Here is a 25,379-nt window from a genome sequence, read left to right as displayed (position 1 = left end):
CCATCTGATCCCGGAGTTACAGAATTGTCCTCGACCCCGCTCGCCCTTTTCGTCGGCCTTCCGAATCCCACTATTTCGGATGAGGAATTCGCCCTCTTTCGCGAAACCAATCCGCTCGGCCTCTTCGTCGGCCGGCGCAATCAGCGCGAGCCGGAGCAGACGAGGCGCCTGATCGACCGCTTCCGCGAAGCCGTCGGCCGCGACGACGCGCCTGTCTTCACCGACCAGGAAGGCGGCCGCGTTCAGCATCTCGATGCCGGCCCCTGGCCGCTCTTCCGCAGTTTCGGCCAGTTTTCCGAACTTGCACGCCGCGATTTCGATCTCGGCAAAAAAGCACTGCGCCTTTCCTCCCAGGCCATGGGCGCGATGATGACGGAACTCGGCCTTTCCAGCGGCTGCTCGCCCGTTCTCGACCTCGTCTTCGAGACGACGAGTGCGGTCATCGGCGCCCGCTCTTTCGGCCCCGATCCCGACTTCATCGCTGCCCTCGGCCGCGAGGTGGTCGATGGCCTGCTCGAGACCGGCAACATGCCTGTCATCAAACATATACCCGGCCATGGCCGCGCAACGCTCGATTCCCACAAGGAGCGTCCGGTCGTCGACGCCAGCCGCGAGACGCTCACCGCCACCGATTTCAAGCCCTTCGTGGCACTGAAGGATACGCCCTGGGCCATGGTCGCCCATGTCGTCTACTCGGCCTATGACGCTGAGCTGCCGGCGTCGGTCTCGCCTGTTATGCATGACGTGATCCGCAACGACATGGGCTATGAGGGTGTGCTGATTTCCGACTGCATCTTCATGCAGTCGCTCTCCGGCACCCTGCCGGAACGCGTCAAACAGGTGCTCGACGCAGGTTACGACATTGCGCTCCACAGCCACGGCGACATTCCGGAAAGCGAAGCCGCCGCCAAGGCCGCCCGCCCGCTGACGGAAGCCGCCCTCAAGCGCATCGCCGCCGGCAAGGCCCGCCTCGGCAATCTCAAGATCGATGTCCGCGCCGCCCATGCGGAAGTCGAAGACATGTTTGCAAGCGCGTTGGTCTCCTGACCAGCACCTCATCTCTCACCGGATAAGAAAAGGGGAATAAGACCATGAAAAAATATCTTCTTGCCGCCGCAGCGCTAACGCTGTTTTCGGGCTCTGCCATGGCGCAGACGATCCTCACAGTGAATATCGAACCGGCGACGACCTGGGTCCGCAACTTCAATCCGTTCAACCAGACCTCGTCGCGCCAGTCCACGCTCGACTTCATCTACGAGCCGCTGGTCGTCTTCAATCGCTTCGACAGCAACAAGCCGGTCTATCGCCTGGCTGAAAGCTTCAAGCTCTCCGACGACCTGAAGAGCATCGACTTCAAGCTGCGCCCGAACCTGAAGTGGTCGGACGGTAAGCCGCTGACCGCAGCCGACGTCAAGTTCACCTATGATTACCTGAAGAAGTTCCCGGCGCTGGATTTCGTCAGCATCTGGACCTTCATCACCGATGTGCAGGCCGTCGACGGCCAGACGGTGCGCTTCACGCTCGCCAATCCGAGCTCGCTTGCGGCCGAGCAGATCTCGCAATTGCCGATCGTTCCGGAACATGTGTGGAAGGATGTCGCTGATCCCGTCACCTTCGCCAACGAGACACCTGTTGGCAGCGGCCCGCTGACGGAAGTGCCGCGCTTCACCGGCCAGACCTACGACCAGTGCCGCAACCCGAACTACTGGGACAACGAGCACCTGAAAGTCGATTGCATGCGCTTCCCGCAGCTCGCCGACAACAATCAGATGCTGACGGCAACGGCCGACGGCACGCTCGACTGGGGCGTCTCCTTCATCCCCGATATCGACAATGTCTATGTTTCCAAGGACCCGGCGCATTTCCACTACTGGTATTCGCCAAGCAGCATGGTCGCCTTCCTGTTCAACCTGGAAACGGCGAACGAGAACAACAAGAAGGCCTTCAACGACCTGAAGTTCCGCCGTGCCGTCTCGATGGCGCTCGACCGCAAGACGATGATCGACGTCGCAGGCTACGGCTATCCGACGCTGAACGAAGACCCCGGCCTGATGGGCGAGCTTTACAAGAGCTGGGCGGACCCATCCGTCAAGGCCGACTTCGGCAAGTTCGCAACCTATGACGCCGACGCCGCCAAGGCGCTGCTCGACGAGGCGGGCTACAAGGACAAGGACGGCGACGGCTTCCGCGACAATCCCGACGGCACCAAGATCTCCTTCTCGATCATCGTCCCGAGCGCCTGGACGGACTGGATCGATACCGTCAACCTCGCGGTCGAGGGCATGCAGGCGGTCGGGATCGACGCCAAGATCGAAACGCCGGAGGAAGCCGTCTGGACCGGAAACCTCATCAACGGCACCTTCGATGCGGCGATCAACAGCCTGCCGGCATCGGCCTCGCCCTATTACCCCTACAAGCGCGCTTTCAGTGCTTCGGATAAGGGCAAGACCCGCTTCACCGCGCAGCGCTGGTTCAATCCGGAGGTCGAAAAACTCGTCACCGAGTTCACCCATACCGCCGACCTTGCCAAGCAGAAGGACGCGATGAACAAGGCGCAGCGCATCGTCGCCGAAAACCTGCCGATGATTCCGGTGTTCAACAATCCGAACTGGTATCAGTACAACACCAAGCGCTTCACCGGCTGGTCGACCAAGGAAAACCCCTTCGTCAATCCGTCGATCTCGCGGACCAATCCGGCACGCCTGCTGAACCTGCTGGCCCTCGAGCCGGTCAAGTAAGCATCGCAATCCTCGGGAGCGGCGTAAAGCGCCGCTTCCGTCACGACGGAGTTCCCATGGCTTTCCTGCTTCGCCGCCTCGTCTTCTACATGGCAGCCTTCATCGCGGCAGCGACGATCAATTTCTTCCTGCCGCGGCTGATGCCGGGCGATCCCGTGCAGATCATGTTCTCCAGCGCCGGCACCGAATTGCCGCCGGAAAGCCTGCAGGCGCTGAAGCTTACCTTCGGCTTCGTCGACGGTCCGCTCTGGCAACAATACCTCACCTATCTCGGCAGCATCTTCACCGGCGATCTCGGCCGCTCGATCAAGTATTTTCCGCTGCCGGTCACCTCGGTGCTCGGCCATGCACTCGTCTGGACCGTCGGCCTGATGGGCACGGCGACGATTGTCAGCTTCGCGCTCGGCACCTTCCTCGGCATCGTCGCCGCCTGGCGCCGCGGCAGCACGTTCGATGTCATCGTCTCCGTCGGCGCGATCTTCGCCACCTCGGTACCGGCCGTCGTCACCTCGCTGATCGTGCTCTTCATCTTCGGCTTCACGCTCGGCTGGTTTCCGAACGGTTATGCCGCCGACCCATCGCTCGATCCGGCCTTCAGCCTGCAATATATCGGCAGCCTCGCCTATCACGGCATCCTGCCGATGGTGACGCTCTGCACCGTGCTGATCGGCGGCTTCACCGTCACCATGCGCAACAACATGATCAACCTGCTCGGCGAGGATTATATCGTCATGGCCCGCGCCAAGGGCCTTTCCGACCGGCATGTGATGCTCTGGTACGCTGCGCGCAACGCCCTGCTGCCGACCGTCTCCAGCCTTGCCATCGCCATCGGCACCATCCTCGGCGGCTCGCTGGTGACGGAGGTCGTCTATAACTACCCCGGCCTCGGCAACATTCTCTACCAGGCGATCCTCGCCCGCGATTACCCCGTCATTCAGGGCCAGCTCCTCATCATGACCGCGACCATGCTGATCGCCAATTTTATCGTCGACGTCAGCTATGTGCTGCTTGACCCGCGGCTGAAGGGAGCGTGAGATGAAGACCCTGCTTCGAAACCGCAAGGCGCTGATCGGGCTTGCCATCATCGCTTTCATCGTCCTTGTCGCGATCGCAGCGCCCCTGCTGACGCAGTACGATCCCGCCGCCCGCACCGGGCGGCCGCACCAGCCGCCATCGCTCGACCACATCCTCGGCACGACCCGCATCGGCCAGGATGTCTTTGCCCGGCTGATCTACGGCGCCCGCACTTCGCTTGCCGTCGGCTTCGGCGCCGGCCTGCTGATCACGCTCGTCGGCACCGCACTCGGCATCATCTCCGGCTATCGCGGCGGCAAGACCGACGAGATCATCAGCTTCTTCACCAATATGGTGCTGGTCGTTCCCAACCTGCCGCTGCTGCTCGTGCTCGCCGCTTTCATCGGCCAGGCAAGCCCCCTCGTCATCGCCCTCATCCTCGGCGCCACCTCCTGGGCCTGGGGCGCACGCGTCACCCGCGCCGAAACGCTCTCCGTCAAGCAGAAGGATTTCGTCAAATCCGCCGAGATGATGGGCGAGCCGCAATGGCGCATCATGACATTCGAGATCTTTCCCAACGTGATTTCAATCGTCGGCATCAATTTCATCGGCAGCGTCATCTTCGCGATCATCACCGAAGCGACGCTGGAATTCCTTGGCCTCGGCGATCCGAGAGCGATCTCCTGGGGCACCATGCTCTACAATGCGCAGAAGGCTTCGGCCCTTTCGGTCGGCGCCTGGTGGGATATTCTCACCCCGTGCTTCGCGCTCGCCTTCCTCGGTATCGGCATGTCGCTCTTGAACTTCGCCGTCGACGAGATCGCCAATCCGCGGCTGCGCACCGGCAATCACCTGAAGCGCTGGTCCCTGCTCGTTCGAACAGGGGAGGGCCGCCTGTGACGCAGCCGCTGCTTTCGGTGAGGAACCTCACCATCGATTATATCGGCGAGGAGAAGGATTTCCGCGCCGTCGACGACGTCAGCTTCGATGTCGCGCCCGGCGAGGTCTTCGGCCTTGCCGGCGAATCCGGCTGCGGCAAGAGCACCATCGCTTTTGCCATAAGCCGCCTGCACAAGCCGCCGGCGCTGATCCGCAAGGAGAGCCGCATCCTGCTCGACGGCCGCGACGTGCTCGGCCTCGACCGCCAGGCGCTCAGCGCGTTTCGCTGGCGCGAGGTTGCGATGGTGTTCCAGAGCGCCATGAACTCGCTGAACCCGGTGCTGCGCATCGAGACGCAGTTCTACGACATGCTGCGCACCCACAAGGGCATGAGCCGTGCTGCAGCCCGCGAGCGCACCGCCGAGATGCTGAAGCTCGTCGATATCGCGCCCGATCGCATGCGCGACTATCCGCATCAATTTTCCGGCGGCATGCGCCAGCGCATCGTCATCGCCATCTGCATGGCGCTCGATCCGAAGCTCGTCGTCATGGACGAGCCGACGACAGCGCTCGACGTCGTCGTCCAGCGCGAAATCCTGCAGCGCATCAACGAACTGCGCCGCAGCTTCGGCTTTTCCGTGCTGTTCATCACCCATGATCTCGGGCTGATGGTGCAATTCTGCGACCGCATCGGCATCATGCTCGCAGGCCAACTGGTGGAGCAGAACACGGCCGAGGCGATCTACAGGACGCCCAAGCATGACTACACGAAGAAGCTCTGGGCCTCCTTCCCCTCGCTGCATCGAGGAGTGCTGTTATGACGGACGCCATTCTCGCACTCGACCAGGTGACGAAGACCTTCGGCCATGGTTCCGCGGCCGTGCATGCGGCGCGCGCCATCTCGTTTTCGCTGCATGCCGGCCGGGCACTGGCGCTGGTCGGTGAATCCGGCAGCGGCAAGACCACCTGCGCCCGCATGGCGATGCGCGAATATCTGCCGACATCGGGCCGGATTCTCTACAAGGGCCGCCCTGTCGAGGCCGCCAAATCCGCCGAGATCGCCCGCTACCGCCGCTCGGTGCAGATGATCTTCCAGGACCCCTTCGCTTCCCTCAACCCGGCCCACACCATCGCCCATCATCTCCGTCGGCCACTGAAACTGCACCGCCCGGAGATCAAGGGGGCCGAGATCGACGTTGCGGTCCGCGAACTGCTGCAGCGCGTCAGGCTCGATCCCGATCTCGTCGCGCCGAAATATCCGCATGAGCTCTCCGGCGGCCAGCGCCAGCGCGTCAACATCGCGCGCGCCTTGGCCGTCAAGCCGGAGGTCATCGTCGCCGACGAACCGACCTCGATGCTCGATGTGTCCGTCCGCCTCGGTGTGCTGAACCTGTTGAACGAAATGAAGCAGGAGATGAATCTCGGCTTGCTTTACATCACCCATGATATCGCCACCGCCCGTTATGTCGCCGAGGACATCGCCGTGATGTATGCCGGCCAGATTGTCGAATGGGGCAGCGTCGCCAAGGTGATCGACAATCCGCTGCATCCCTATACCCGTCTGCTGCTCTCGGCCGTACCCGATCCCGACGTCCGCTTCGACGACCCGAAGGCCCGGCTGAGGCCTGACGAGGTGGAGGACATTCGCCGCCGTTCGGCCGAGCCGCAGGACGACATCGTCGAATTCGAGCAGGATCATTTCATGCGGATGATCTGAGGCCGGCTTGCTGGCCTCATCTAGCGCCCTATGCTAGGGGACGGTCCCTTTCATATGAGGCGAAGCCGTCATGCTGCCCTGGATCCAGCTCGATTCCGCGACCATTCCCGGTGAAAACGGCGAATTACGGCTGAAGCAGCGCGGCAGCGAATTTTCGATCATGCTTGGCGCCAACGAGCTGATGAACAGCCGTCTCAGCGGCTCGGAGGAAGCGCTGGCAACCCTGTCCTGGGATCGGATCAAGTCGCACCCGAAGCCGCGGATCTTGATCGGCGGGCTCGGCATGGGTTTCACCCTGCGCGCCGCTCTTGCCGTCCTTCCCGAAGATGCCGGCGTCACCGTCGCCGAACTGGTGCCGGCCGTGATCGCCTGGGCCCGCGGGCCGATGGCCGAGGTCTTCAAAGGCTGTCTCGACGATCGGCGCGTCGGCATCCATCAGGGCGATGTCGGCGAGGCGATCCGCGCCGGCAAGGCTGCCTATGACGCCATTCTGCTCGATGTCGATAACGGCCCTGACGGCCTGACCCGCAAATCCAACGACCGGCTCTACGATTTTGCCGGCCTTCGCGCCGCCAGCGATGCGCTGCGCCCCGGCGGTGTGCTCGCCGTCTGGTCGTCCGGTCCGGACCCCGATTTCACCCGGCGTCTCAAGGGCAGCGGTTTTTCCGTCGATGCGGTCAACACGCGCGCCAACGGCAAACGCGGCGGCGCCCGCCACGTCATCTGGCTTGCCGTTAAACCGGTGAAATGACGCTCAAGCCGAAGCGATCCTGCGGGCGGCATTGATGGCGCGGCGGGCGCCGGAGCGCAGCTGCGCTGTCTCGGCACCGGCAATGACCAGATCGAAACCGAACTTCAGCAGTTCACCGGCCCGCTCGCCGTCGCCGGCGAAGGCGCAGGCGAATTTGCCATGGGCGCGGCAGCGTGAAACCGCATGCTGCATGGCGCTGTCGATCTCGGCGGCATTCGGCGCCACCTGGTCGCCGTTCGAGAGTGCGATCGAAAGGTCGGAAGGACCGATGAAAATGCCATCGATACCGGCAACGCCAAGGATGTCGTCAATCGCCTCAAGGGCTGCCCGGGTCTCGATCATGGCAATGGCGACGGTAAGCGCATTGGCGTTCTTCAGATAATCATCGGCCGACAGGCCGGTATGGTTGAGCGCCAGCGACGGTCCCCAGCTGCGTTCGCCGAGAGGCGGGTATTTGGTGGCCTTGACGAAGGCTTGCGCGTCTTCGGCCGAATTGATCATCGGCGCGATGATGCCGGAGGCGCCGGCATCGAGCAGGCGCGAGGCGGACGCGAAATCACCGACCGGTATGCGCGCCAGCGCCGGCTTGCCGGCAAGGCGCACCTGGGCGACGGCGTTCGCGGCCGAGGGCATGTCCCACATGCCGTGCTGCATATCCAGCACGATGGCGTCGAAGGCCTCCTGCGCCAGGTGATTGGCGAGCGTGGCGTCGGGAATACCGATCCAGGCGGAGATCATGCCGCCTCGGTGGTGCCTGATCCGGTCCGCAAAGCCGTCGATTTCAGCTGCGCTCATGCCATTCTCCTCAATTCGACAGGCCGCCAGCGGCCAGATATTTCACCTCGAGGAACTCCTCAATGTCGAATTCCCTCAAAGCTATGCAGGGTTGCCGGCTTATCCTCTCCGGCGCAGCCGTGAAATAATGACCGTCACGGCAATCCCCGCCGCAGCCATGATGCTCCCCCAGAGGATCCAGATGCTTTGATTGATCATGAAACTGGACGCGGGATAGGGAAAATAACCGCTTCCCTGGGCGATCCAGATCAGCCCGAGGAGGATCAGGAGCAGTCCAACGACGTATCCGACGGTTCGCAACATGCTTCGGCCCTTCCCTATGAATCGATGCCACAATGTCGATCGGCATCGGTCATGACAAGGCTTCTCTCCTTGAGCGCTAACATATTCCCGATGCAATGACGCGCCAGCCTCCGTCCGAATGTCATGTCCTGCCGACTTCATCCACCAGCCAGGTGCTGAGCCTCTCGCTATCAACATTTGCCGATCGCGGCGGTATCAGCCAGTAACCGCGGTCCCAGGCGTCGAGCGGCGGCCCGGCTTCCACCAGCATATGCGTGGAGAGAAGCGTATCGACCAGCCCCATCCAGCCGATCGCCACGCCCTGTTCGCTGAGAGCGGCCTGGACGACCAGCGAGTAGGTGTTGAAACTGACATCACCGCGGCCGGCATGGAGATCGCGAGTAACGGAGAATTCGGCGAGATAACTTCGCCAATCGAACCAGGGCGATGGCATCGGCGAGTCGAGATGAATCAGGATCGCCTTGGCAAGCTGCTGCGGATCGTCGAACGGACCGTTGCGATCGAGAAAGCCTCGCGTACAGACGGGCACGACCTTTTCCTGCAGCAGAAGCGATCCGATGGCGCCGAATTCCGCTTTGGTGCCGAAAACCACCACCACATCCGCGTCGTCACGAAAGCCGGGTTCAAGCCTTTGGGTCGCGACGATCTGTATATCCGTTTCGGGGTGAAGCAGGCGAAAGCCGTGCATGCGCGGGATCAGCCAAAGCGCTGAAAAGGCATAGTCGGTTCTCAGCCTGACCACCGGCCTTTGAGCCTCAGTGCGGAAACTGCGCGCCAGGGCATCGATATCACCGACCGTCTTGGCGGCGACCTGGAAAAGCCGCTCTCCCTCCGCGGTCAACTCGACGCCGCGGTGCTGGCGGCGCAGCAGGGCGACGCCGAACTGCTCTTCCAGCCGCCGAATCTGATAACTGACAGCAGGCTGCGTAAGACCGAGACCTGCCGCCGCGGCCGAAAAGCTGCCGAGCCTTGCGACCTCCGTAAAGATGCGCATCCATCCCAGCTCAGGCCGGCGGTCTGGCATAAAAATTCCTTTTGGCAGCCATCGAAAAAAGCCAGCTTTACAGGCACTATGATACTGGCTTTGATAAGATCTGCAAATAGCAAGGGACGTCCCCTTCCAGCAAGATCGTCCCGGCCTTTGAGACCATAGGAGACAATGTCACATGGCGCATCCGAATATCCTCATCCTGATGGTCGATCAGTTGAATGGCACTTTCTTTCCCGATGGCCCCGCCGATTTTCTGCATGCGCCGCATCTGAAATCATTGGCGGAGCGCTCCGTACGTTTCACCAACGCCTATACGGCAAGCCCGCTCTGCGCACCGGCGCGAGCCTCCTTCATGTCCGGGCAGTTGCCAAGCCGAACCCGCGTCTATGACAATGCGGCGGAGTTTGCCTCTGACATTCCGACCTATGCGCATCATCTGCGCGCTGCCGGATATCAGACGGCGCTGTCCGGCAAGATGCATTTCGTCGGCCCCGACCAGTTGCATGGCTTCGAGGAGCGCCTGACGACGGACATCTACCCGGCCGACTTCGGCTGGACGCCCGATTATGGCAAGCCCGGCGAGCGCATAGACTGGTGGTATCACAATCTGGGTTCGGTCACCGGCGCCGGCATTGCCGAGATCACCAACCAGATGGAGTATGACGACGAGGTGGCCTACCATGCCACCCGCAAGTTGTTCGATCTCTCGCGCGGCCATGACGAGCGCCCCTGGTGCCTGACCGTCAGTTTCACCCATCCGCACGATCCCTATGTTGCGCGCCACAAATTCTGGGACCTCTATGAGGATTGCCCGGCACTCGACCCTTTGGTTGCGCCGATTGCCTTCGAGCGGCAGGACCCGCATTCGCAGCGTCTGATGAAAGCCTGCGATCACGACGCCTTCGACATCAGCGATGAGCAGATCAGGCGGGCAAGGCGCGGCTATTTCGCCAATATTTCCTATGTCGACGAGAAGATCGGCGACATTCTCGGCGTCCTCGAACGGAGCCGCATGGCTGAAAACACGATCATCCTCTTTGCCTCCGACCATGGCGACATGCTCGGTGATCGCGGCCTCTGGTTCAAGATGAACTTCTTCGAAGGATCGGCCCGCGTTCCACTGATGATCGCAGCACCCGGCTGGAAGCCCAGACGGATCGACCAGCCTGTCTCCACACTCGACGTGACGCCGACGCTGGCGGGTCTTGCCGGGATTGATATCGCCTCGCTGAAGCCGTGGACCGAGGGCGAGGATCTCGCAGCACTTGCCGAAGGCACCGGCAGCCGCAGCCCGGTGCCGATGGAATATGCCGCAGAGGGTTCCGAGGCGCCGCTCGTCTGCATCCGAGACGGACGATACAAGATCTCGCTCTGCGAGAAGGATCCGCCGATGCTGTTTAATCTCGACGCCGATCCGCAAGAACTCGACAATCTGGCGGCCGACCCGGCCCATGCCGAGATCTTGGCAAGGCTTGTCGAACAGGCCGGCCGGCGCTGGAACCTTTCCGATTTCGACGCAGCCGTGCGCGAAAGCCAGGCACGCCGCTGGGTGGTCTATGCGGCGCTGCGCAATGGAGCCTATTATCCATGGGACTATCAGCCGCTGCAGAAAGCCTCGGAGCGCTACATGCGCAACCACATGGATCTGAACGTGCTGGAGGAAAACCAAAGGTTTCCGCGCTAGAACAGGATGATTTTAGGCCTGGTCGGCCCAAAATCTGAATCCTGTTCTACATTATCTAGTTAGAGCATGATGGCGTCCGAAAACCGCTCACACTTTTCCCCATCATGCTCTGGGAATGAGAAAGAAGTGCTTCTGATTTAAGCCGTCTTGCGCGCCGGCGCCTCGCGCAGGAAATCCTCGATGAACGTCTTTTGCAGCAGGATGCCGTCCCATTCATCGGGGAAGAAGGGGGAGTCGTAGATCAGCGTGAAGGGGCCGGCATAACCGGCCTTCTCGCACATCTCCAGGCAGGTGCGGTAATCCTCGGCATCGAGACCGGCAACGCCGTAGTCGGCCTTGGCATGGCAGATTTCCGCCCGGCCCATGATATCGGCAAGGCCCTGATATTTCGCTGGCGCCGCCCAGTTGCCGAGGTCGCCGTTGAGCCCGACCTTGCCGTCCAGCCGGTCTAGCAGCCAGTTCATTTCGACCGGCGACGGCAGAAGGTCGAACCAGTTCTCGACGACGACGCGCACACCGCTGCCTTCCGCCTTTTCCGCCAACCAGTTCAGATGATGGGCCGCGCGGGTAAGATTTTCCTCCGTCGGCTTCTGCTTGCCGGCAATGACGCGCATCCTCTCAGCCCCGAGGGCTTCGGCGATGTCGATCCACTGCGCCATCCAATTGACGTCGCGTTCGGCGGTCTCCGGATGGCTCGGATCACCGTCCTCGACGAGCAGCGTCTGGAACAGCACGTTCGAGGTCGCCATCGCATCGCGAAATTCGCTTATATAGGCGGCGTCGAGGCTCGGCAGATGGAAGGAACAGACCTCCAGCCGGTTGACGCCGCGTGCCGCAAGCGCCGCCGGAACATCGATCAACGCCGCAGCACCGGGACCATAGGGTTCCTTAGGCGCGGCACTTTTGTCGGGATCGGGGCTATAGGCATAAACGGCGCCAAGCAGCCGATGCAGCGACCATGTCGAAACCGCGAAACGTCCGTTTTGCAAAACCTGCACTTGCTTTCCTCCAGCATCTCCTCATGCCATCAATGGCAACTAAATCCCGGCGGTTCAATTGCCAATTCAGGCAAAATCGTCGCGGATGATCGGCTCGGCGGCAAGGGCAATCCCCAGCAGCGCCTCATCGCGATGGGTGGTGGCCGAAAGCAGCAATCCAACAGGCATGCCAGCCTCGCCGGTGCCGCAGGGAATGGAAACGCCGCACCAGTCGAGGAAATTGCCAAGTGCTGTGTTGCGCAACGTCTTGTTGTTCGTCGCGAAGAACAGCTCGTCATCCTGCTCCAGCGGCCCGATCGGCGGCGCGACATGGGCGACAGTCGGAAAGGCGAGCAGCCGGTCGCCGACCAGGCGCTCGACATCGGCGATCAGGCGGCTGCGCGCCTCGAGGATCGCCAGGTAATCGGGCAGCGTCGTCTTGTTTCCGAGACGGGTGCGCATGACGACACGGTGGTCCATCCTGTCCGCATCCGGTCCGGCCAAGCGTTCGCGGTGAAGCGCGAAAGCCTCCGCCGTCACCAGCGGACCATATCTCGTCATCAGCTCGAATATCTCGTCGAAGGCGGGAATGACGGTACGGGCAACCTTAGCGCCGGCCTTTTGAAGACGTTCCAAAGCTGCCTCGAATGCAGCGACGACGCCGGGTTCCGCTCCACCGAAGACGATATTTTCAGGCACGATGAGTTCCAGCCCTTGCAAGGGATGCGTGGCGACATCGGGTGTCGTCAAGCCGCGCATCGCCGCATCGATCCAGACTGCGTCCCTGACGCTGCGGCAGAGCGGCCCCAGCGAATCCAGGCTCTTTGCCAGCGGATAGACGCCTGCCATCGCGTGGCGACCGCGCGTAGCCTTATAGCCGACGATACCGTTGAAGGCGGCGGGAATACGCACCGAGCCGCCGGTATCGGTGCCCATGGCGACCGGAACCAGTCCGGCGGCGACGACGACACCGGCGCCAGAGGACGAGCCGCCCGGAATGCGTGGAAGATCAGTGCCGCGCGGATTTACCGGCGTGCCGTAATGCGGATTGATACCGAGGCCGGAAAAGGCGAACTCGCTCATATTTGTGCGTCCGACGGCGACCATGCCCGCTTGCCTGAGCAAAGCGACAACAGCCGCATCGCGCTTGGCCGGCATATCCTTGGCCAGAACGACGGAACCCGCCGTCGTCGGCAGACCTTCCATGTCGAAAAGATCCTTCCAGGCAATCGGAATGCCGTCCAGCAATCCAAGCGAGCGCCCTTCCCGCAGACGTCGCGAAGAGGCGCGCGCCTCCTCCATCGCCCGGCTTTCGAGCAGTGTGGTGAAAACCGCCTTGTCGGCATAATGCGCGATGGAATCGAAAACCGCCTCGGTCACCTCGACCGGATCGACCGCGCCACCTTGAATGAGGACGGAAAGCTGCGCGACCGACATCGCGCCGTAGGATTTGCTCATGGGACTATCCAGAAGAGAGATGTTCCTCTCTGGACTACCCCGGATCATTCCGGTCAACCAGAGCTTCACGATATTTTGCATTTATTGGTACGATTTTTTGAACACTGCGTTTGAAGATCGCCCCTTCAATTGCCACGATCGAAGACACACATGCTGCTCGCATGCGGAAGCGGTTCGGCACGAGGGTGGGAGTTTGCCCTAAAGAGACCGGCGCCGCATGTGTTGCAGGAGTAATTGAAATGACAGATTGTGAAACTTTAAGCCGTCGCCAGGATATGGTGACACTTCATGCGAAAGAGGACGAAACCGCCGGTTTAGGCGAGCGCGATTATGTAGATCATGTCAGCGCCCAGAAACTTTCAGCCTTCGAGCGCATTGTCGTGGTCGGAGCGCTGGTTCTCTTGAGCTTTGCGGGGTTTGCCGCATATTCTTCCGGCAATACGGACCCGATGACGACATCGGCCATTGCCGCCCCGGCCGGCGATAACATGCCGCCGCACCCGGCCTACGGCCATTGCCGCGACAGCAGCCCTTACGCTGAGAGGGTTTGCTGATAGCAAAACATATTGCCGGGCGTGGAAACCTTGGCCCAGGCTGCATCGACAGCAGGAAAAGGGAAAAGGACCATGGCCGGCGACATCGACTTCAAGCTTCACCGCTTCATAGACGCCCAGAACGGCGTCTACGAACAAGCGCTCTTAGAGCTGAAAGCCGGGCGCAAGACCTCCCACTGGATGTGGTTCATCTTCCCGCAGGTCGCCGGTCTCGGTACGTCGGCGATGGCCGAAAAATATGCGATCCGCTCGGCGGAGGAAGCCGCCGCCTATCTCGCCGATCCTATTCTCTCAAGCCGGCTTCTGCGTTGCGTCGAGGCGATCCTGTCCGTGAACGGCCGATCGGCGCACGAAATCCTGGGTTCACCCGACGACCTCAAGCTACGCTCGTCAATGACCTTGTTTGCCGCGATCAGCGATCACGGTTCGCCCTTCCACCAAGTGATCGAGCATTTTTATCAGGGAAAATTCGACGATCGAACGATGAAAATCCTCAGTGCCAGCACCGACTGATTTTATGCCGGTCGGCTTAAAATCTGAATGCTGTCGCAAATTAAATAGTTATCGGCCCGGCCTGCTCTCCAGCGTAGCAATTTCCTCGGAAATTTCGCTCAGCCGCTGACGCAGATCGCTGTCGGTGCCGTCATCGACCTCTTCCTCGCCGAAACAATAGCGCGCATCATGGAGCTCCAGCTTGGCCTCAAGCTCGGCGCGTTTGGCATACAGGCGTTTGAGATAGACGTAGTTCATCTCCCTGCCTCCACATCGCTCTCGGGTTAGTGTGAAAACGGCATGGAAGCGGTAAGGTTCCCCTCCCACACACTTGTGGTCGTCAGGCGAAAGAAGCGATTGCCGCCTGGCAGGCCTTGGCGAAATGACCGCAGCAGCCGGCAGCGCCCATGGCCTGGCGGCTGACGCGCGCGCCTTCGAGCAGCAGCGTCAACGTATCGGCAAGAAGCTGGGGTTCGCGCGCGCCGGCCGCCGAACAGAGCGCAGCCAGGCGATCACGCTGTTCGGCCTTGTGCCGCTCGATCATTTCGTGGGCGGGATGGCCCTCGCCCTTCAGCTCGATGGCTGCATTGGCGAGATCGCAGCCGGCGGGCTCACCGTTCAGACATTGCGCCCGCAGTTCCACCCAGGCATCCAGCTGGGCGCGCGGATTGTCGGGATAGGCCGCTTCCAGATCTCGCCAGATGGTACCCGCCTTTTCGGAGGCGCGGCGCAGCGTTTCGCAGACGAGTTCGTCCTTCGAGCCGAAATGCCGGTAGAGCGTCATCTTGTTGGTCAGAGCCGCGTCGGCAATGGCATCGACGCCGATGCCGCGAATGCCGCGCTCGCGGAAAAGCTCCGAGGCGGTCGAGACGATACGCTCCCGCGGCGGGATGCGATCTTCTAAAACGGCTGCGGAGATTTCATTCGAAGTTTCTGATTTTTTTGAGGACGTAGTCCTTGACATCAGTGTGACCGATCGGTAACAAATGCATTGTTACTTACCGGTAACACCACAAAATGCGAAAGTCAATGCCGAGGGCATGGCAGCGGAAAGTGGAACACGGGCGACCGCCCACGAAAGGAGGACAACCATGACAAAGACCAGAGATGACCTGACGATATCCGAAGCCCTTCGCGACCCCCTGATCGCCATGGTGTTGCGCGCCGACGGCGTAAAGCTTGAAGACTTCAAGCAACTCCTGGAGACGGCCGCCCGCAAACGCGAACCGCGCTCGCCATCGGTGGGCAATATGATCGGAGCACTCGCAAGCCGCGCCAATCTGCCGGCAATGCCCTGCTTCGGCTAAGGAAGCCGCCTAAACAGCTTGGGGATCTCTCCCTGCCCCCGTCAAGGGCTGCCGTCATAACCAGACGGCGGCCCTTGCCGCTTTAAAGGATCGGCTTGCCGCCGGTGACCGCGATCGTCGTGCCGGAGACGTAGCTCGACAAGGGATCGGCCAGCATCACATAGGCTGTGGCAAGCTCGGCCGGCTGTCCCGGCCGTTTCATCGGCACCTGCTTGCCGAAGTTGCTGACGCTTTCTTCAGGCAGTGTCGATGGGATGAGCGGCGTCCAGATGGGCCCAGGCGCTACCGCATTGGCGCGAATGCCTTTCTCGGCCAGAAGCTGAGCAAGGCCGGCGGTGAAATTCTGGATCGCGCCCTTGGTCGTCGCATAGGCAAGCAGCGTCGGGTTCGGATTGTCCGAATTGATCGAAGCCGTGTTGATGATGGCGCTGCCGGGCTTCATATGGGCGACGGCCGCCTTGGTCAGGTAGAACATCGAATGGATATTGACCTTGAAGGTCAGTTCCCACTCTTCATCACTGATCTCGTCGATGCTCTTGAAGCTTGCCTGATGTGCGGCATTGTTGACGAGAATGTCGATACCGCCGAGCTCCTTGACCGCCGTCTCGACGATCTGTCTGCAGTGGGCGGGATCCTGGATGTCACCGCTGACGAGGATAGCCTTGCGTCCGGCCTGCTCGACCAGCCGTTTCGTCTCATCGGCATCCTCATCCTCGTCGAGATAGGACAGCAGCAGATCGGCACCCTCCCTGGCATAGGCGATCGCCACTGCCCGGCCAATGCCGCTATCGCCGCCGGTGATGATCGCCCGCTTGCCCTTCAGCCGCTCGGAACCGCGATAGCTCTTTTCGCCATGGTCGGGAACCGGGTCCATCTGTGCCGTGAAACCCGGCATCGGCTGCTTCTGGGACGGGAAAGGCGGTGTGGGATAATTTGGCATCGTGACCTCCTGAGTTTCAGAGATCAAACTCGGCCTGATGCTTGTTGTTCCAAGTCTCGCGGCGGAATGACCTTCTCGAGCAACCGCTGGCGCTGTGCGCGCTCACGGCCGTCGCCGCATCCTAAATTTCCGGTGATGATTGAAAACGGAGCCTCATCTGATCGGCCCAATCCGACTGGCAACCCGCGAAATGTTGCCATTTGCCACGGCGACAGCTATGCCATAGTAATGTAACATAGTCGCGTTTTCATGAGGGGCGTTGAATTGGACGGAAAGACATCAGCAGCAGTTTATTCCGAAGATGAGGGTGTTGCCGGCGAGACCGGTGGCAAGACCGCGCGTCGCGCGCGCGTCAGCGGCATCGACCGGGCGCTTCAGGTAATCGACCATCTCTACGAGACCGGATCGCCCGCCGGCGTCTATGCTATCGCCAAGGCGGTGAAGGCGCCGCTGTCGACCGTTTACGTCATCGTCGACGATCTCGTCGAGAAGAACATGCTGACGCGCCAGGCCGACGGCTCGATCTGGCTCGGAGCGCGGCTTTACCATTACGGCCTTGCCTATGCCAGGTCGCTGGATTTCATGAGCATCGCCACCCACGAAATGCACGATCTCTGCCGCCAGGCCGGCGAAACCGTGCAGGTCTGCGGCCGCGACGGCGACTATATGCTGGTGCTCGCCATGGCCGACGGTCCGAGCCATTTTCAGGTGGCGTCCCGCGTCGGCACAAGGGTGCCGCTGAACTGGACGGCCTCCGGCCGCCTGCTCGTCGGCCACCTGGCCGAAGACGAGCGCATCGAACTGTTCAAGCGCTGCGCCCGCTCTTCACCGACTGGCCGCGCCGAGATCGATCCGGGCACGCTGTCGGAAGCCGCCGGCAAGGCCTTCGAATCGCGCCTGTCGATCCAGGCGGGAGAATCCGATTACGCGGTTGCCTGCATCGCTTCGCCGATCTGCGATCGCGACGGCCAGTGCGTCGCCACCATTTCCATCGTGCTGCCGGAACAGAAGGCGTTTTCCGACGAGAACCACTATACGGCCCATGTACGCAGTTCAGCGGAACGGATCGAAAAGCTGATGGGCTGGCGCAACCGCTAAGCATTGCGACCTTCAGCGTATCCTACCTGTAGGAATAGCCGTGGCTATGGCGCACCAGCTTGCGCGCCCGCGGCACATAGCGGCTGGCGGCAAAGGCATCGGCGCCCATCACCGCATAGCGCGGCTCGAACAGCTTGCTAAGGACCGAAACGTCGCCGTTGGAATCCGTCGCCTCGAGATCGGAATCGACCAGGTCGAAAATGGTAAATTCCGCTTGCGAACCGACCGCGAGCCGGTTCTCCATCGACAGCTTGATGACGGATGCCGGCGCATGGGTGACGGCTTCCACCACCTTGTCGAAAGGCATGCCGACACTGAGCAGCTTCGACATCGTCGTCGCCAGGTCCCAGACCGGGAAGTTCATCGAATGGCCGTGCAGGTCGGTCGAGATCGAGAACGGCAGAAGCCCGCGCGCGATCGCCGCCTCGGCGACCTTGAAGGAGAAGGAGGCGCCGCCATGGCCGATGTCGAGACGGATGCCTTCGGAGGCGCAGCGCTCGGCGAGATTGAAGAGGTCCTCGTCTTCCATGATGCTCGACCCGGCCTTGCCGTTGAAGCAGTGGGTGACGACGTCGCCGGGGCCGAGGATCTCCAGCACCTCGTCATAGAGCGCCGGCGGCTCGCCGACATGCACCATCATCGGCACTTTCAAGATCTTGGCGATCTTCTTGCCGAGCTTGACCGGGGTGACGCCCCAGGATCCGGTGATGACATGGCTGGCGCGCACCTTGATGCCGACGATGTGCTCGCTGTTTGCGGCATAGACTTCGAGGATGCGGTCGAGATCGATATCGCGGATATCCCGCAATTCCGCGACGCGGTTGCAGGCCACGAGGCCGATCGAGCCGAGATTGAGGAAGGCCTTGATGCGTTCGCGCGAGGGCTCGATGATATATTCGCGGAAGCCATGGAAATTCGCCTCACCAGCCGAACCGGCATCGACGAGCGTAGTGACGCCGCGCTCGAGGCCGCATTCGGACGGGCGGATGGAAATATCAGTGCCGCCGTGCCAGATATGCACGTGCAGATCGACCCAGCCCGGCGAAATGAAGGCGCCTTTGCCGTCGATGCGCGTCACATCCTGCGAAACGGTAAGCGACGGACCGATCTCGGCGATCCTGCCGTCGGCATTGACGAGGATGTCGGTCGCCCCCTCGGATGGGCCAGAACCGAAAGCCATCGGTTTGACATTGGTGAGGAGAAGCGGCTTCTTCGCCTGGTCGCCGGGCATGACATGCATTCCTTTCGAAGTCTTGGACCGGGATTACTCCTCGGTCCTCCATCTAAAATTCCATAGTTATGCTATATAAATCTTTATAATAGAATAAAGCTGGAGATGTCGCTGTCAAGAAAAATGACGCGGCCGACACCGCTGAGAAAATGGCAGCGGCGCGCTCCTTGCGACGCGCGCCTCTCTCGAAGAGCCGATAAATTCGCGTTTGTTTCAATCCCCAAGGATCGAATAGTCGAGCCTTTCCAGGTGCTCCGGATCGGCGATGGCGTCGATCGCGGCGATCCTGCCATCGGCGATCGTCAGCGCCACGACGACGCGGAGCTGGCCCTGGATCTCCACGACGAACCCAAGCTCACCGCCGACGATGGCGATTTCGGCTGCCTGCGCCCGACCCTTGAAGGCTTCGGCCACGTCAATTGCGCCGCGCATTTCGCCAATGGTGCCGAAGCGGGCGGCCGTCGCATCCGGCCGGAAGACGACGTCGGGGGCAAGCACCGCGATCAATCCCTCCAGATCGCCGTTGCGCGAGGCCGTCAGAAAGGCCTCGGCGATCGTCCGCTTACGGCCGAAATCGACATCTGGCGCTTCGTCCACCCCCTGCACCCGGCGGCGGGCGCGGCTTGCAAGCTGGCGGGTAGCGGCGGACGAACGGCCGATGATCGGCGCGATCTCGTCGAAGGGCAGATCGAACATGTCGTGAAGCACGAAGGCGACACGTTCGGCGGGCGCCAGCGTCTGCAGCACGACGAGCAGCGCCAGACCGACGGAATCGGCGAAGGCGGCTTCGCGCTCGGGATCGTTCGCCGGATCGGCGATCCCGCCATGGTCGGGCACCTCCAGCGGCTCCTCGCGCCGGGTCTTGCGGGCGCGCAGCATGTCGAGGCAGATGCGCGCCACCACCGTCGTCAGCCAGCCGCCGAGATTGCCGACCCCTGTCGTATCGGTGCGGCTAAGCCGCAGCCAGGCCTCCTGAACGGCATCCTCCGCCTCGCCGCGCGAGCCGAGCATGCGAAAGGCTGCGGCCCTCAGATGCGCTCTGTTCGCCTCGAATTCTTCAGTCAGCCATTTTTTCTCGTCCATTTGTCACATTCCTCCGCTGCGTTCCGTCAAGGCCATGACGCATAAAACCCGGCCGATGTGACAGCGCCGGCGGATCGTCGAACACGAAACGTATAAGGAGACATATCATGCAGGAAAAATTGGTCATGCAGGAGAGAATGGGAAATCCCGCCCTCGTCCTTCCCGCGGCCATGCAGGCGCTCAATGCACTCAGCAAGGTGCCGACCGAAACCGACCTCTCGCCAAAGCTGCTCGAACTCGTCAATCTGCGCGCCAGCCAGATCAACGGCTGCAGCGTCTGCATCGATGGTCATTGGCGCATTGCCCGCAAACACGGCGAGACCGATGAGCGGCTCTTTGCCGTCGCTGGCTGGCGCGACGCCCCCTATTATAGCGATGCTGAACGCGCCGCGCTTGGGCTGGCGGAGGCGATCACCCGCCTTAGCGATCGGGCGGATCCGGTGCCGGATGATATCTGGGATGAGGCGACCCGGCATTATGACGGAAAGAGCCTTGCGGCACTGGTCATCGCCATCGCCAACATCAATGTCTGGAACCGGCTGAACGTCGCCACCCGACAGGTCGCGGGGCAATGGAAGCCGTAAACGGCGAGGTTGCCGGCAGCGCGTCACGCCTGCGCTGCCGGCAACCATCATCCCGCTCAGCATGGCTTCAGGCCATGCGAGACAATCGGTCGTTCAGATGATGCCGCCGCCGCCGGCAGCGGATGCCGGGCGCTCGGCCGCCACTTGTCTGCGATAACCGCTGGCGCGGTAGACGGCGATCGGGTCGATTGCGCCGCCGGCCCTGCGGCGGGCTTCGGCCAGAATCGGCTCGACATCGGCGCGATAGGCGCGCTTCAGCGTTTCCGACGCCATCAGCGCGTCGTTATCGTCCTGGTAGCCGGAGAGCGCCTTGCGGTCGACGAGCAGTGCCTGCGCATAGGCACGGCGGATTTCGTTGGCGCTGTTGATCAGGCTTTCGATCGGGTCGGTGACATTGTGCGACTGGTCGATCATATGGGCCGGGTTGAAATCGTTGACGCCGCGCTGCTCGGCGTCGACCAGTTCGTTGAAGACGAGGAACAGCCGGTAGGGATCGATCGCGCCGGCGTCGAGATCATCATCGCCATATTTGGAATCGTTGAAGTGGAAGCCGCCGAGCTTGCCGAACTGGATCAGCCGAGCGACGATCATCTCGATATTGGTATTCGGCGCGTGGTGGCCGAGATCGACGAGGCAATAGGCCTTGGGGCCGAGCGTCTGGGCGATCAGGTAGTTGCTGCCCCAATCCTGCACGATGGTGGAATAGAAAGCCGGCTCGTACATCTTGTGCTCGGAAAACAGCTTCCAATCGTCGGGCAGCGCCTTGTAGATATCCGCCATCGAGGCAAGGTAACGCTCGAAAGCCTTGGTGAAATGGCTCTGGCCGGGGAAATTCGAGCCGTCGCCGATCCAGACCGTCAATGCCTTGGAGCCGAGCGCCTTGCCGATCTCGATGCATTCGAGATTGTGCTCGACCGCTTGCGCCCGTGTTGCCGCATCGGTGTGGCTAAGCGAGCCGTATTTATAGGAATGGGCCTGGCCGGGCGCATCGGAAAATGTGTTCGAATTCATCGCATCGAAGCCAAGGCCGAGCGTGTTGCCCTTGGCCTTCAATTCGCTGGCATCCGCCTTGTCCCAGGGAATATGCAGCGAGACGTTCGGGGTCGCCTGCGTCAGCTGATTGATGACGGCGCAATCGTCGAGTTTGTCGAAGATGCCGCGCGGCTCGCCGGTGCCGGGGAAACGCGCAAAACGCGTGCCGCCGGTGCCGACGCCCCAGGAGGGAACGGCAACGAAGAATTCCGCAACCTTGCGGGTGACCGCCTCGATATCGACGCCGCGACGGGCAAGCGTCGCGCCCAGTGCCTCGTAGTCGGCTTTCAGAGCGGTTGCCCGCTTGTCGTTGTCAGTCGCGACCAGATCTGGCGCAATCCTGGAATCTGTCATCTATTCCTCCCTGGTCGCGAACCATAGGGGCACGGTTCGCGTTCAAACGCTTACATGTCTTCAAACGAAGGAGCTACGATGGACGTTGTCCGCATTCTTCTTGCGATCATCCTGCCGCCCCTTGGCGTATTCTTGCAGGTCGGGATCGGCCTGCATTTCTGGCTCAATATATTGCTGACACTCTGCGGCTATGTGCCGGGGATCATCCACGCAATATGGGTGATCCTCCGGAAATAGCTCTATCCGTTTGCTTACGTGTCCGGACGCAAAACCGAATCGCTCTAACGCGTAAAACTCTGCACGTTGCCGGCATCGACGTTGATGATGTTGCCGGTCGATTTCGCCGAAAGGTCCGAGGCGAGGAAATAGATCGCCTCGGCGATATCTTCCGGAAACACGTTGAGTTTCAGCATCGAACGCTTGCGGTAATGTTCCTCGAGATCGTCCACCTCGATCTTGGACGAGGCGGCGCGCTGCTCGCGCCATTCACCGCTCCAGATCTTCGAACCGCGCAGGACCGCGTCCGGATTGACCGTGTTGACGCGGATGCCGGCATCCGCGCCTTCCAGCGCCAGGCAGCGGGCCAGATGGATTTCGGCAGCCTTTGCCGTGCAATAGGCAGATGCATTCGGCGAGGCGGCAAGACCGTTTTTCGAAGCGACGAAGATGACGTTGCCGCCGAGCGCCTGACGGCGAAACAGGCGGAAGGCTTCGCGCGAGACGAGGAAATAACCGGTCGCCAGAATATCGATATTGCGGTTCCACGTCGCAAGCTCGGTCAATTCGATCGGCGCGGAGGAGGCAATGCCGGCATTCGAGACGAGGATGTCGATGCCGCCGAATTCGACGCAGGCTTCCGCGAAGGAGGCGATCACCGCATCTTCCTTGGTGACGTCGAGCCGGACGCTGCGCACGGCGTCAGCGCCGAACTTCTTGACGAAATCGGCTTCGGTGCCTTCGAGCGCTGTCTGGTCGATATCGGCAAGCACCACGCAGGCGCCTTCGCCGACGAGGCGCGCGGCCGTCGCCCGGCCGATGCCGCCGGCGCCGCCGGTGACGAAGGCGACGCGACCGGCAAGGCTCTTTGGCTTCGGCATGCGCTGCAGCTTGGCCTCTTCAAGCAGCCAATATTCGATATCGAAGGCTTCCTGCTCGGGCAGGCCCTGATATTCGGAGACCGTCGAGGCGCCGCGCATGACGTTGATGGCGTTGACGTAGAATTCGCTGGCGATGCGGGCCGTCGCCTTGTCGCGGGCAAAGGACAGCATGCCGACGCCGGGCACCAGGAAAATGACGGGATTGGCGTCGCGGATGGCGGGCGAATTGTCATGCTTGCAGTCGATATAATAGCGGGCGTAGTCGGCGCGGTAATCCTCTAGCGCCTTGTCGAGACCGGCAACGATCGCGTCGACATCCGGCTTGGCCGGGTCGAAATCGACGATCAGCGGACGGATCTTGGTGCGCAGGAAATGGTCAGGGCAGCTGGTGCCGAGCGCGCCGAGCGGGCGCAGATCGGTGGAATTGACGAATTCGAGCACGGCATCCTGATCGTCGAAATGCCCGAGCTTGCGCTCCTGCTTGCCGATGCGGCCGCGAATCTCCGGCATCAGCCGGGCGGCGATGGCGCGGCGTTCGGCGACAGGCAGGCTTTGTGTCAGCGCGCCACCGAAAATCGTCTTGCCTTCGGTCTTTTCGGCAAACCAGACGATCGCCTTGTTGATGATATCGAGCGTCAGTTCGTAGCAGGCCTTGGCATCGTTTGCCCAGGTGAAGAGGCCGTGGCTCTCGAGCACGACACCCTTGGCATTCGGGTTTGCGGCAACGAATGCGCCGAGGTCGAGGCCGAGCTGGAAGCCCGGACGGCGCCAGGGCAGCCAGCCGATCTCGTCGCCGAAGATCTGCTGCGTCAATTCCTTCGAATTCTTAGACGCGGCGATCGCGATGATCGCGTCGGGATGCATGTGGTCGACATGGGTGAAAGGCACGAAACCATGCAGCGGCGTGTCGATCGAGGCAGCACGGGCGTTCAGGTTGAAGGTGCAGTGCGGCAGGAAGCCGACCATGCGGTCCTCGTCCTCGACGCCCTTGTAGATGCTCTTCAGCGATTCCAGCTTGTCCTGGTAGAGCGTCGCGAAACCGTCGAGCTTGATCGTGCCGACATCGCCGCCCGATCCCTTGACCCAGAGTACCTTCACCTTGCCGCCGGTCAGCGGATCGGTTTCCAGCACCTTCGCCGAGGTGTTGCCGCCGCCGTAATTGGTGATGCGCTTGTCGGCGCCGAGCAGGTTGGAACGATAGAGCAGCTTGCCAGGCTCATCGAGGCCCGCCGCGTAAGCATCATCCCACCGGTTTTCCAAAAGCCGGACGTTCGCCGCCATGTCATCCTCCCATATGAAATCATCATCGGAGCGCAAAGTTCGCGCCCCTTTTCGCAGACGGTATCGCTCATCAAAACGGAGGTTGTCAATCGAAAACGATCAAATTCGATTATTGTGCAGCGCAATATGAAAATTTATGATCGTTTTTGATTGACACATTGTCATATGTGCGAAATAAACGATCGAAGGAGGAGCCCCATGCACGAACGCGAACGCCATCGCATCATTCTCAGCGCCGTTCAGGAAAAGTCCGTCGTCACGGTTCAGGATATTTCCGAACTGACCGAGGCTTCCGAGGCGACCATCCGGCGCGACATCGCGGCTCTCCATGTCCAGGGCAAGATCCGGCGTGTGCGCGGCGGCGCCGAGGCGGTACATCCGCCGCAGCTCGGCAATCTCGCGGGGCGTCCCTTCCGCGTTTCGGAATCCGTCAATATCGATAAGAAGCGCGCAATCGCACGCCAGGCCGTCGAGCTTTGCGATCCGGGCGACGCGATCATCATCAATGGCGGCACGACCACCTTCCAGATGGTGCATTTCATGGCGGCGCACCGCCTGCAGGTGATGACCAATTCTTTCGCGATCGCCGAACATCTGGTCAAACATTCGAAGAACACGGTGACGGTGCCAGGTGGCGCGATCTATCGCGAGCAGAGCCTGATCCTCTCTCCCTTCGACAATGACGCGATTCGCAATTTCTACGCCCGCCGATTCTTCATCGGCGCGCAGGGCATCGGCCCGCTCGGCATCATGGAAGCCGACGCGCTGATTATTCAAAGCGAACAGAAGCTGATGCATCAGGCCGACGAACTGGTCGTCATGGCCGATTCCAGCAAGTTCCATCGCCGGTCGAGCCTCATTTTATGCCCGCTCGAGCGTGTGTCTACGATCATCACCGATGACGGCATTCCAGAGGAAGCCGTCAGGATGATCGAGAATGCCGGCATCAGGCTCATTGTCGCGAGCCCGGTCGCCCAGGCAATCAAGGAGGATTCCTCGTCGGTCGCATAAGGCGCCGG

At 61.5% G+C, this 25,379-nt stretch carries 27 protein-coding genes; 15 read left to right on the top strand and 12 right to left on the bottom strand.

Annotated elements, in window-relative coordinates:
• Positions 1-24 precede the first annotated feature (24 nt).
• The 7 genes from AC2444_RS33470 (at position 25) to AC2444_RS33440 (ending at position 7,099) form a co-directional block, all read left to right on the top strand.
• A complete protein-coding gene (locus AC2444_RS33470; protein WP_128449698.1) occupies positions 25-1,047 on the top strand; it encodes a glycoside hydrolase family 3 N-terminal domain-containing protein in 1,023 nt (340 codons plus the stop codon).
• Between the two features lie 44 nt (positions 1,048-1,091).
• Positions 1,092-2,738, top strand: a complete 1,647-nt coding sequence (locus AC2444_RS33465; RefSeq protein WP_128449699.1) for an ABC transporter substrate-binding protein — start codon at positions 1,092-1,094, stop codon at positions 2,736-2,738.
• Positions 2,739-2,794: 56 nt separating this feature from the next.
• A complete protein-coding gene (locus AC2444_RS33460) occupies positions 2,795-3,772 on the top strand; it encodes an ABC transporter permease (RefSeq protein ID WP_113547709.1) in 978 nt (325 codons plus the stop codon).
• A gap of 1 nt (position 3,773) precedes the next feature.
• Complete coding sequence (locus tag AC2444_RS33455; protein WP_128449700.1) at positions 3,774-4,652, top strand: ABC transporter permease; 879 nt, start codon at positions 3,774-3,776, stop codon at positions 4,650-4,652.
• Positions 4,649-5,452 (top strand): ABC transporter ATP-binding protein, encoded by an 804-nt coding sequence (locus tag AC2444_RS33450; protein ID WP_128449701.1) that lies wholly within the window; start codon positions 4,649-4,651, stop codon positions 5,450-5,452. The genes AC2444_RS33455 and AC2444_RS33450 overlap by 4 nt, the downstream gene beginning before the upstream one ends.
• Positions 5,449-6,348 (top strand): ABC transporter ATP-binding protein, encoded by a 900-nt coding sequence (locus tag AC2444_RS33445; RefSeq protein ID WP_128449702.1) that lies wholly within the window; start codon positions 5,449-5,451, stop codon positions 6,346-6,348. The genes AC2444_RS33450 and AC2444_RS33445 overlap by 4 nt, the downstream gene beginning before the upstream one ends.
• Before the next feature lie 70 nt (positions 6,349-6,418).
• Positions 6,419-7,099 carry a spermidine synthase gene (locus AC2444_RS33440; protein WP_128449703.1) on the top strand — a complete coding sequence of 227 codons (681 nt, stop codon included), beginning with the start codon at positions 6,419-6,421 and terminating at the stop codon, positions 7,097-7,099.
• A 3-nt stretch (positions 7,100-7,102) separates the two neighbouring features.
• On the opposite strand, the gene AC2444_RS33435 is transcribed toward AC2444_RS33440, so the two are convergent.
• The 3 genes from AC2444_RS33435 to AC2444_RS33425 all read right to left on the bottom strand — a co-directional run bounded on the left by AC2444_RS33435 (position 7,103) and on the right by AC2444_RS33425 (position 9,221).
• Positions 7,103-7,894 (bottom strand): HpcH/HpaI aldolase family protein, encoded by a 792-nt coding sequence (locus tag AC2444_RS33435; RefSeq protein WP_128449704.1) that lies wholly within the window; start codon positions 7,892-7,894, stop codon positions 7,103-7,105.
• Between the two features lie 99 nt (positions 7,895-7,993).
• Positions 7,994-8,197, bottom strand: coding sequence for a hypothetical protein (locus AC2444_RS33430; RefSeq protein ID WP_113547705.1), 204 nt, complete (start codon positions 8,195-8,197; stop codon positions 7,994-7,996).
• Between the two features lie 121 nt (positions 8,198-8,318).
• Positions 8,319-9,221 carry a choline sulfate utilization transcriptional regulator gene (locus AC2444_RS33425; RefSeq protein ID WP_128449705.1) on the bottom strand — a complete coding sequence of 301 codons (903 nt, stop codon included), beginning with the start codon at positions 9,219-9,221 and terminating at the stop codon, positions 8,319-8,321.
• Positions 9,222-9,363: 142 nt separating this feature from the next.
• Between AC2444_RS33425 and betC the strand changes: the two genes are divergently transcribed.
• Positions 9,364-10,872, top strand: coding sequence for a choline-sulfatase (betC, locus tag AC2444_RS33420; protein WP_128449706.1), 1,509 nt, complete (start codon positions 9,364-9,366; stop codon positions 10,870-10,872).
• 137 nt (positions 10,873-11,009) lie between these two features.
• Here the strand turns inward: betC and AC2444_RS33415 are convergent, their stop codons facing one another.
• Together AC2444_RS33415 and AC2444_RS33410 are read right to left on the bottom strand one after the other, a co-directional pair.
• Positions 11,010-11,870 (bottom strand): sugar phosphate isomerase/epimerase family protein, encoded by an 861-nt coding sequence (locus AC2444_RS33415; protein WP_128449707.1) that lies wholly within the window; start codon positions 11,868-11,870, stop codon positions 11,010-11,012.
• A 66-nt stretch (positions 11,871-11,936) separates the two neighbouring features.
• Positions 11,937-13,307 carry an amidase gene (locus tag AC2444_RS33410; protein WP_128449708.1) on the bottom strand — a complete coding sequence of 457 codons (1,371 nt, stop codon included), beginning with the start codon at positions 13,305-13,307 and terminating at the stop codon, positions 11,937-11,939.
• A gap of 275 nt (positions 13,308-13,582) precedes the next feature.
• On the opposite strand from AC2444_RS33410, the gene AC2444_RS33405 reads away from it, so the two are divergent.
• Both AC2444_RS33405 and AC2444_RS33400 read left to right on the top strand, forming a co-directional pair.
• Complete coding sequence (locus AC2444_RS33405) at positions 13,583-13,861, top strand: hypothetical protein (protein ID WP_017996456.1); 279 nt, start codon at positions 13,583-13,585, stop codon at positions 13,859-13,861.
• 72 nt (positions 13,862-13,933) lie between these two features.
• Positions 13,934-14,374 carry a DUF1810 domain-containing protein gene (locus AC2444_RS33400; RefSeq protein WP_128449709.1) on the top strand — a complete coding sequence of 147 codons (441 nt, stop codon included), beginning with the start codon at positions 13,934-13,936 and terminating at the stop codon, positions 14,372-14,374.
• 48 nt (positions 14,375-14,422) lie between these two features.
• On the opposite strand, the gene AC2444_RS33395 is transcribed toward AC2444_RS33400, so the two are convergent.
• Together AC2444_RS33395 and AC2444_RS33390 are read right to left on the bottom strand one after the other, a co-directional pair.
• On the bottom strand, positions 14,423-14,611 hold the full coding sequence (locus AC2444_RS33395) for a hypothetical protein (RefSeq protein ID WP_003547852.1): 189 nt from the start codon (positions 14,609-14,611) through the stop codon (positions 14,423-14,425).
• An 82-nt stretch (positions 14,612-14,693) separates the two neighbouring features.
• Positions 14,694-15,317: a TetR/AcrR family transcriptional regulator gene (locus AC2444_RS33390; RefSeq protein ID WP_003553843.1), complete on the bottom strand. Its 624-nt coding sequence runs from the start codon at positions 15,315-15,317 to the stop codon at positions 14,694-14,696.
• 127 nt (positions 15,318-15,444) lie between these two features.
• Here AC2444_RS33390 and AC2444_RS33385 point away from each other — a divergent pair, with 127 nt between their 5' ends.
• Positions 15,445-15,660, top strand: a complete 216-nt coding sequence (locus AC2444_RS33385; RefSeq protein WP_003553845.1) for a hypothetical protein — start codon at positions 15,445-15,447, stop codon at positions 15,658-15,660.
• 82 nt (positions 15,661-15,742) lie between these two features.
• Here AC2444_RS33385 and AC2444_RS33380 read toward each other — a convergent pair whose 3' ends face one another.
• Positions 15,743-16,600, bottom strand: coding sequence for an SDR family oxidoreductase (locus tag AC2444_RS33380; RefSeq protein WP_003553847.1), 858 nt, complete (start codon positions 16,598-16,600; stop codon positions 15,743-15,745).
• Between the two features lie 249 nt (positions 16,601-16,849).
• On the opposite strand from AC2444_RS33380, the gene AC2444_RS33375 reads away from it, so the two are divergent.
• On the top strand, positions 16,850-17,698 hold the full coding sequence (locus tag AC2444_RS33375; RefSeq protein WP_017996459.1) for an IclR family transcriptional regulator: 849 nt from the start codon (positions 16,850-16,852) through the stop codon (positions 17,696-17,698).
• A 22-nt stretch (positions 17,699-17,720) separates the two neighbouring features.
• Here AC2444_RS33375 and AC2444_RS33370 read toward each other — a convergent pair whose 3' ends face one another.
• On the bottom strand, positions 17,721-18,929 hold the full coding sequence (locus tag AC2444_RS33370; protein ID WP_113547904.1) for an amidohydrolase/deacetylase family metallohydrolase: 1,209 nt from the start codon (positions 18,927-18,929) through the stop codon (positions 17,721-17,723).
• A gap of 213 nt (positions 18,930-19,142) precedes the next feature.
• Entirely contained in the window at positions 19,143-20,012 is an 870-nt protein-coding gene (locus AC2444_RS33365) for a sigma-70 family RNA polymerase sigma factor (protein WP_128449710.1), read from the bottom strand.
• A 125-nt stretch (positions 20,013-20,137) separates the two neighbouring features.
• Here AC2444_RS33365 and AC2444_RS33360 point away from each other — a divergent pair, with 125 nt between their 5' ends.
• Positions 20,138-20,596 (top strand): carboxymuconolactone decarboxylase family protein, encoded by a 459-nt coding sequence (locus tag AC2444_RS33360; RefSeq protein ID WP_128449774.1) that lies wholly within the window; start codon positions 20,138-20,140, stop codon positions 20,594-20,596.
• A 93-nt stretch (positions 20,597-20,689) separates the two neighbouring features.
• Here the strand turns inward: AC2444_RS33360 and rhaI are convergent, their stop codons facing one another.
• Positions 20,690-21,982 carry an L-rhamnose catabolism isomerase gene (gene rhaI / locus AC2444_RS33355; protein ID WP_128449711.1) on the bottom strand — a complete coding sequence of 431 codons (1,293 nt, stop codon included), beginning with the start codon at positions 21,980-21,982 and terminating at the stop codon, positions 20,690-20,692.
• 78 nt (positions 21,983-22,060) lie between these two features.
• On the opposite strand from rhaI, the gene AC2444_RS33350 reads away from it, so the two are divergent.
• Complete coding sequence (locus AC2444_RS33350; RefSeq protein ID WP_003547831.1) at positions 22,061-22,219, top strand: YqaE/Pmp3 family membrane protein; 159 nt, start codon at positions 22,061-22,063, stop codon at positions 22,217-22,219.
• A 44-nt stretch (positions 22,220-22,263) separates the two neighbouring features.
• On the opposite strand, the gene AC2444_RS33345 is transcribed toward AC2444_RS33350, so the two are convergent.
• Positions 22,264-24,360: a bifunctional rhamnulose-1-phosphate aldolase/short-chain dehydrogenase gene (locus AC2444_RS33345; protein WP_128449712.1), complete on the bottom strand. Its 2,097-nt coding sequence runs from the start codon at positions 24,358-24,360 to the stop codon at positions 22,264-22,266.
• Between the two features lie 198 nt (positions 24,361-24,558).
• Here AC2444_RS33345 and AC2444_RS33340 point away from each other — a divergent pair, with 198 nt between their 5' ends.
• A complete protein-coding gene (locus AC2444_RS33340) occupies positions 24,559-25,371 on the top strand; it encodes a DeoR/GlpR family DNA-binding transcription regulator (RefSeq protein WP_011655152.1) in 813 nt (270 codons plus the stop codon).
• The last annotated feature ends 8 nt before the right edge of the window (positions 25,372-25,379 follow it).

This window comes from Rhizobium sp. WSM1328 (assembly GCF_057653715.1).
The sequence above is the reverse complement of the archived record's forward strand: the minus strand, read 5'-3'. Positions and strand labels throughout refer to the sequence as shown.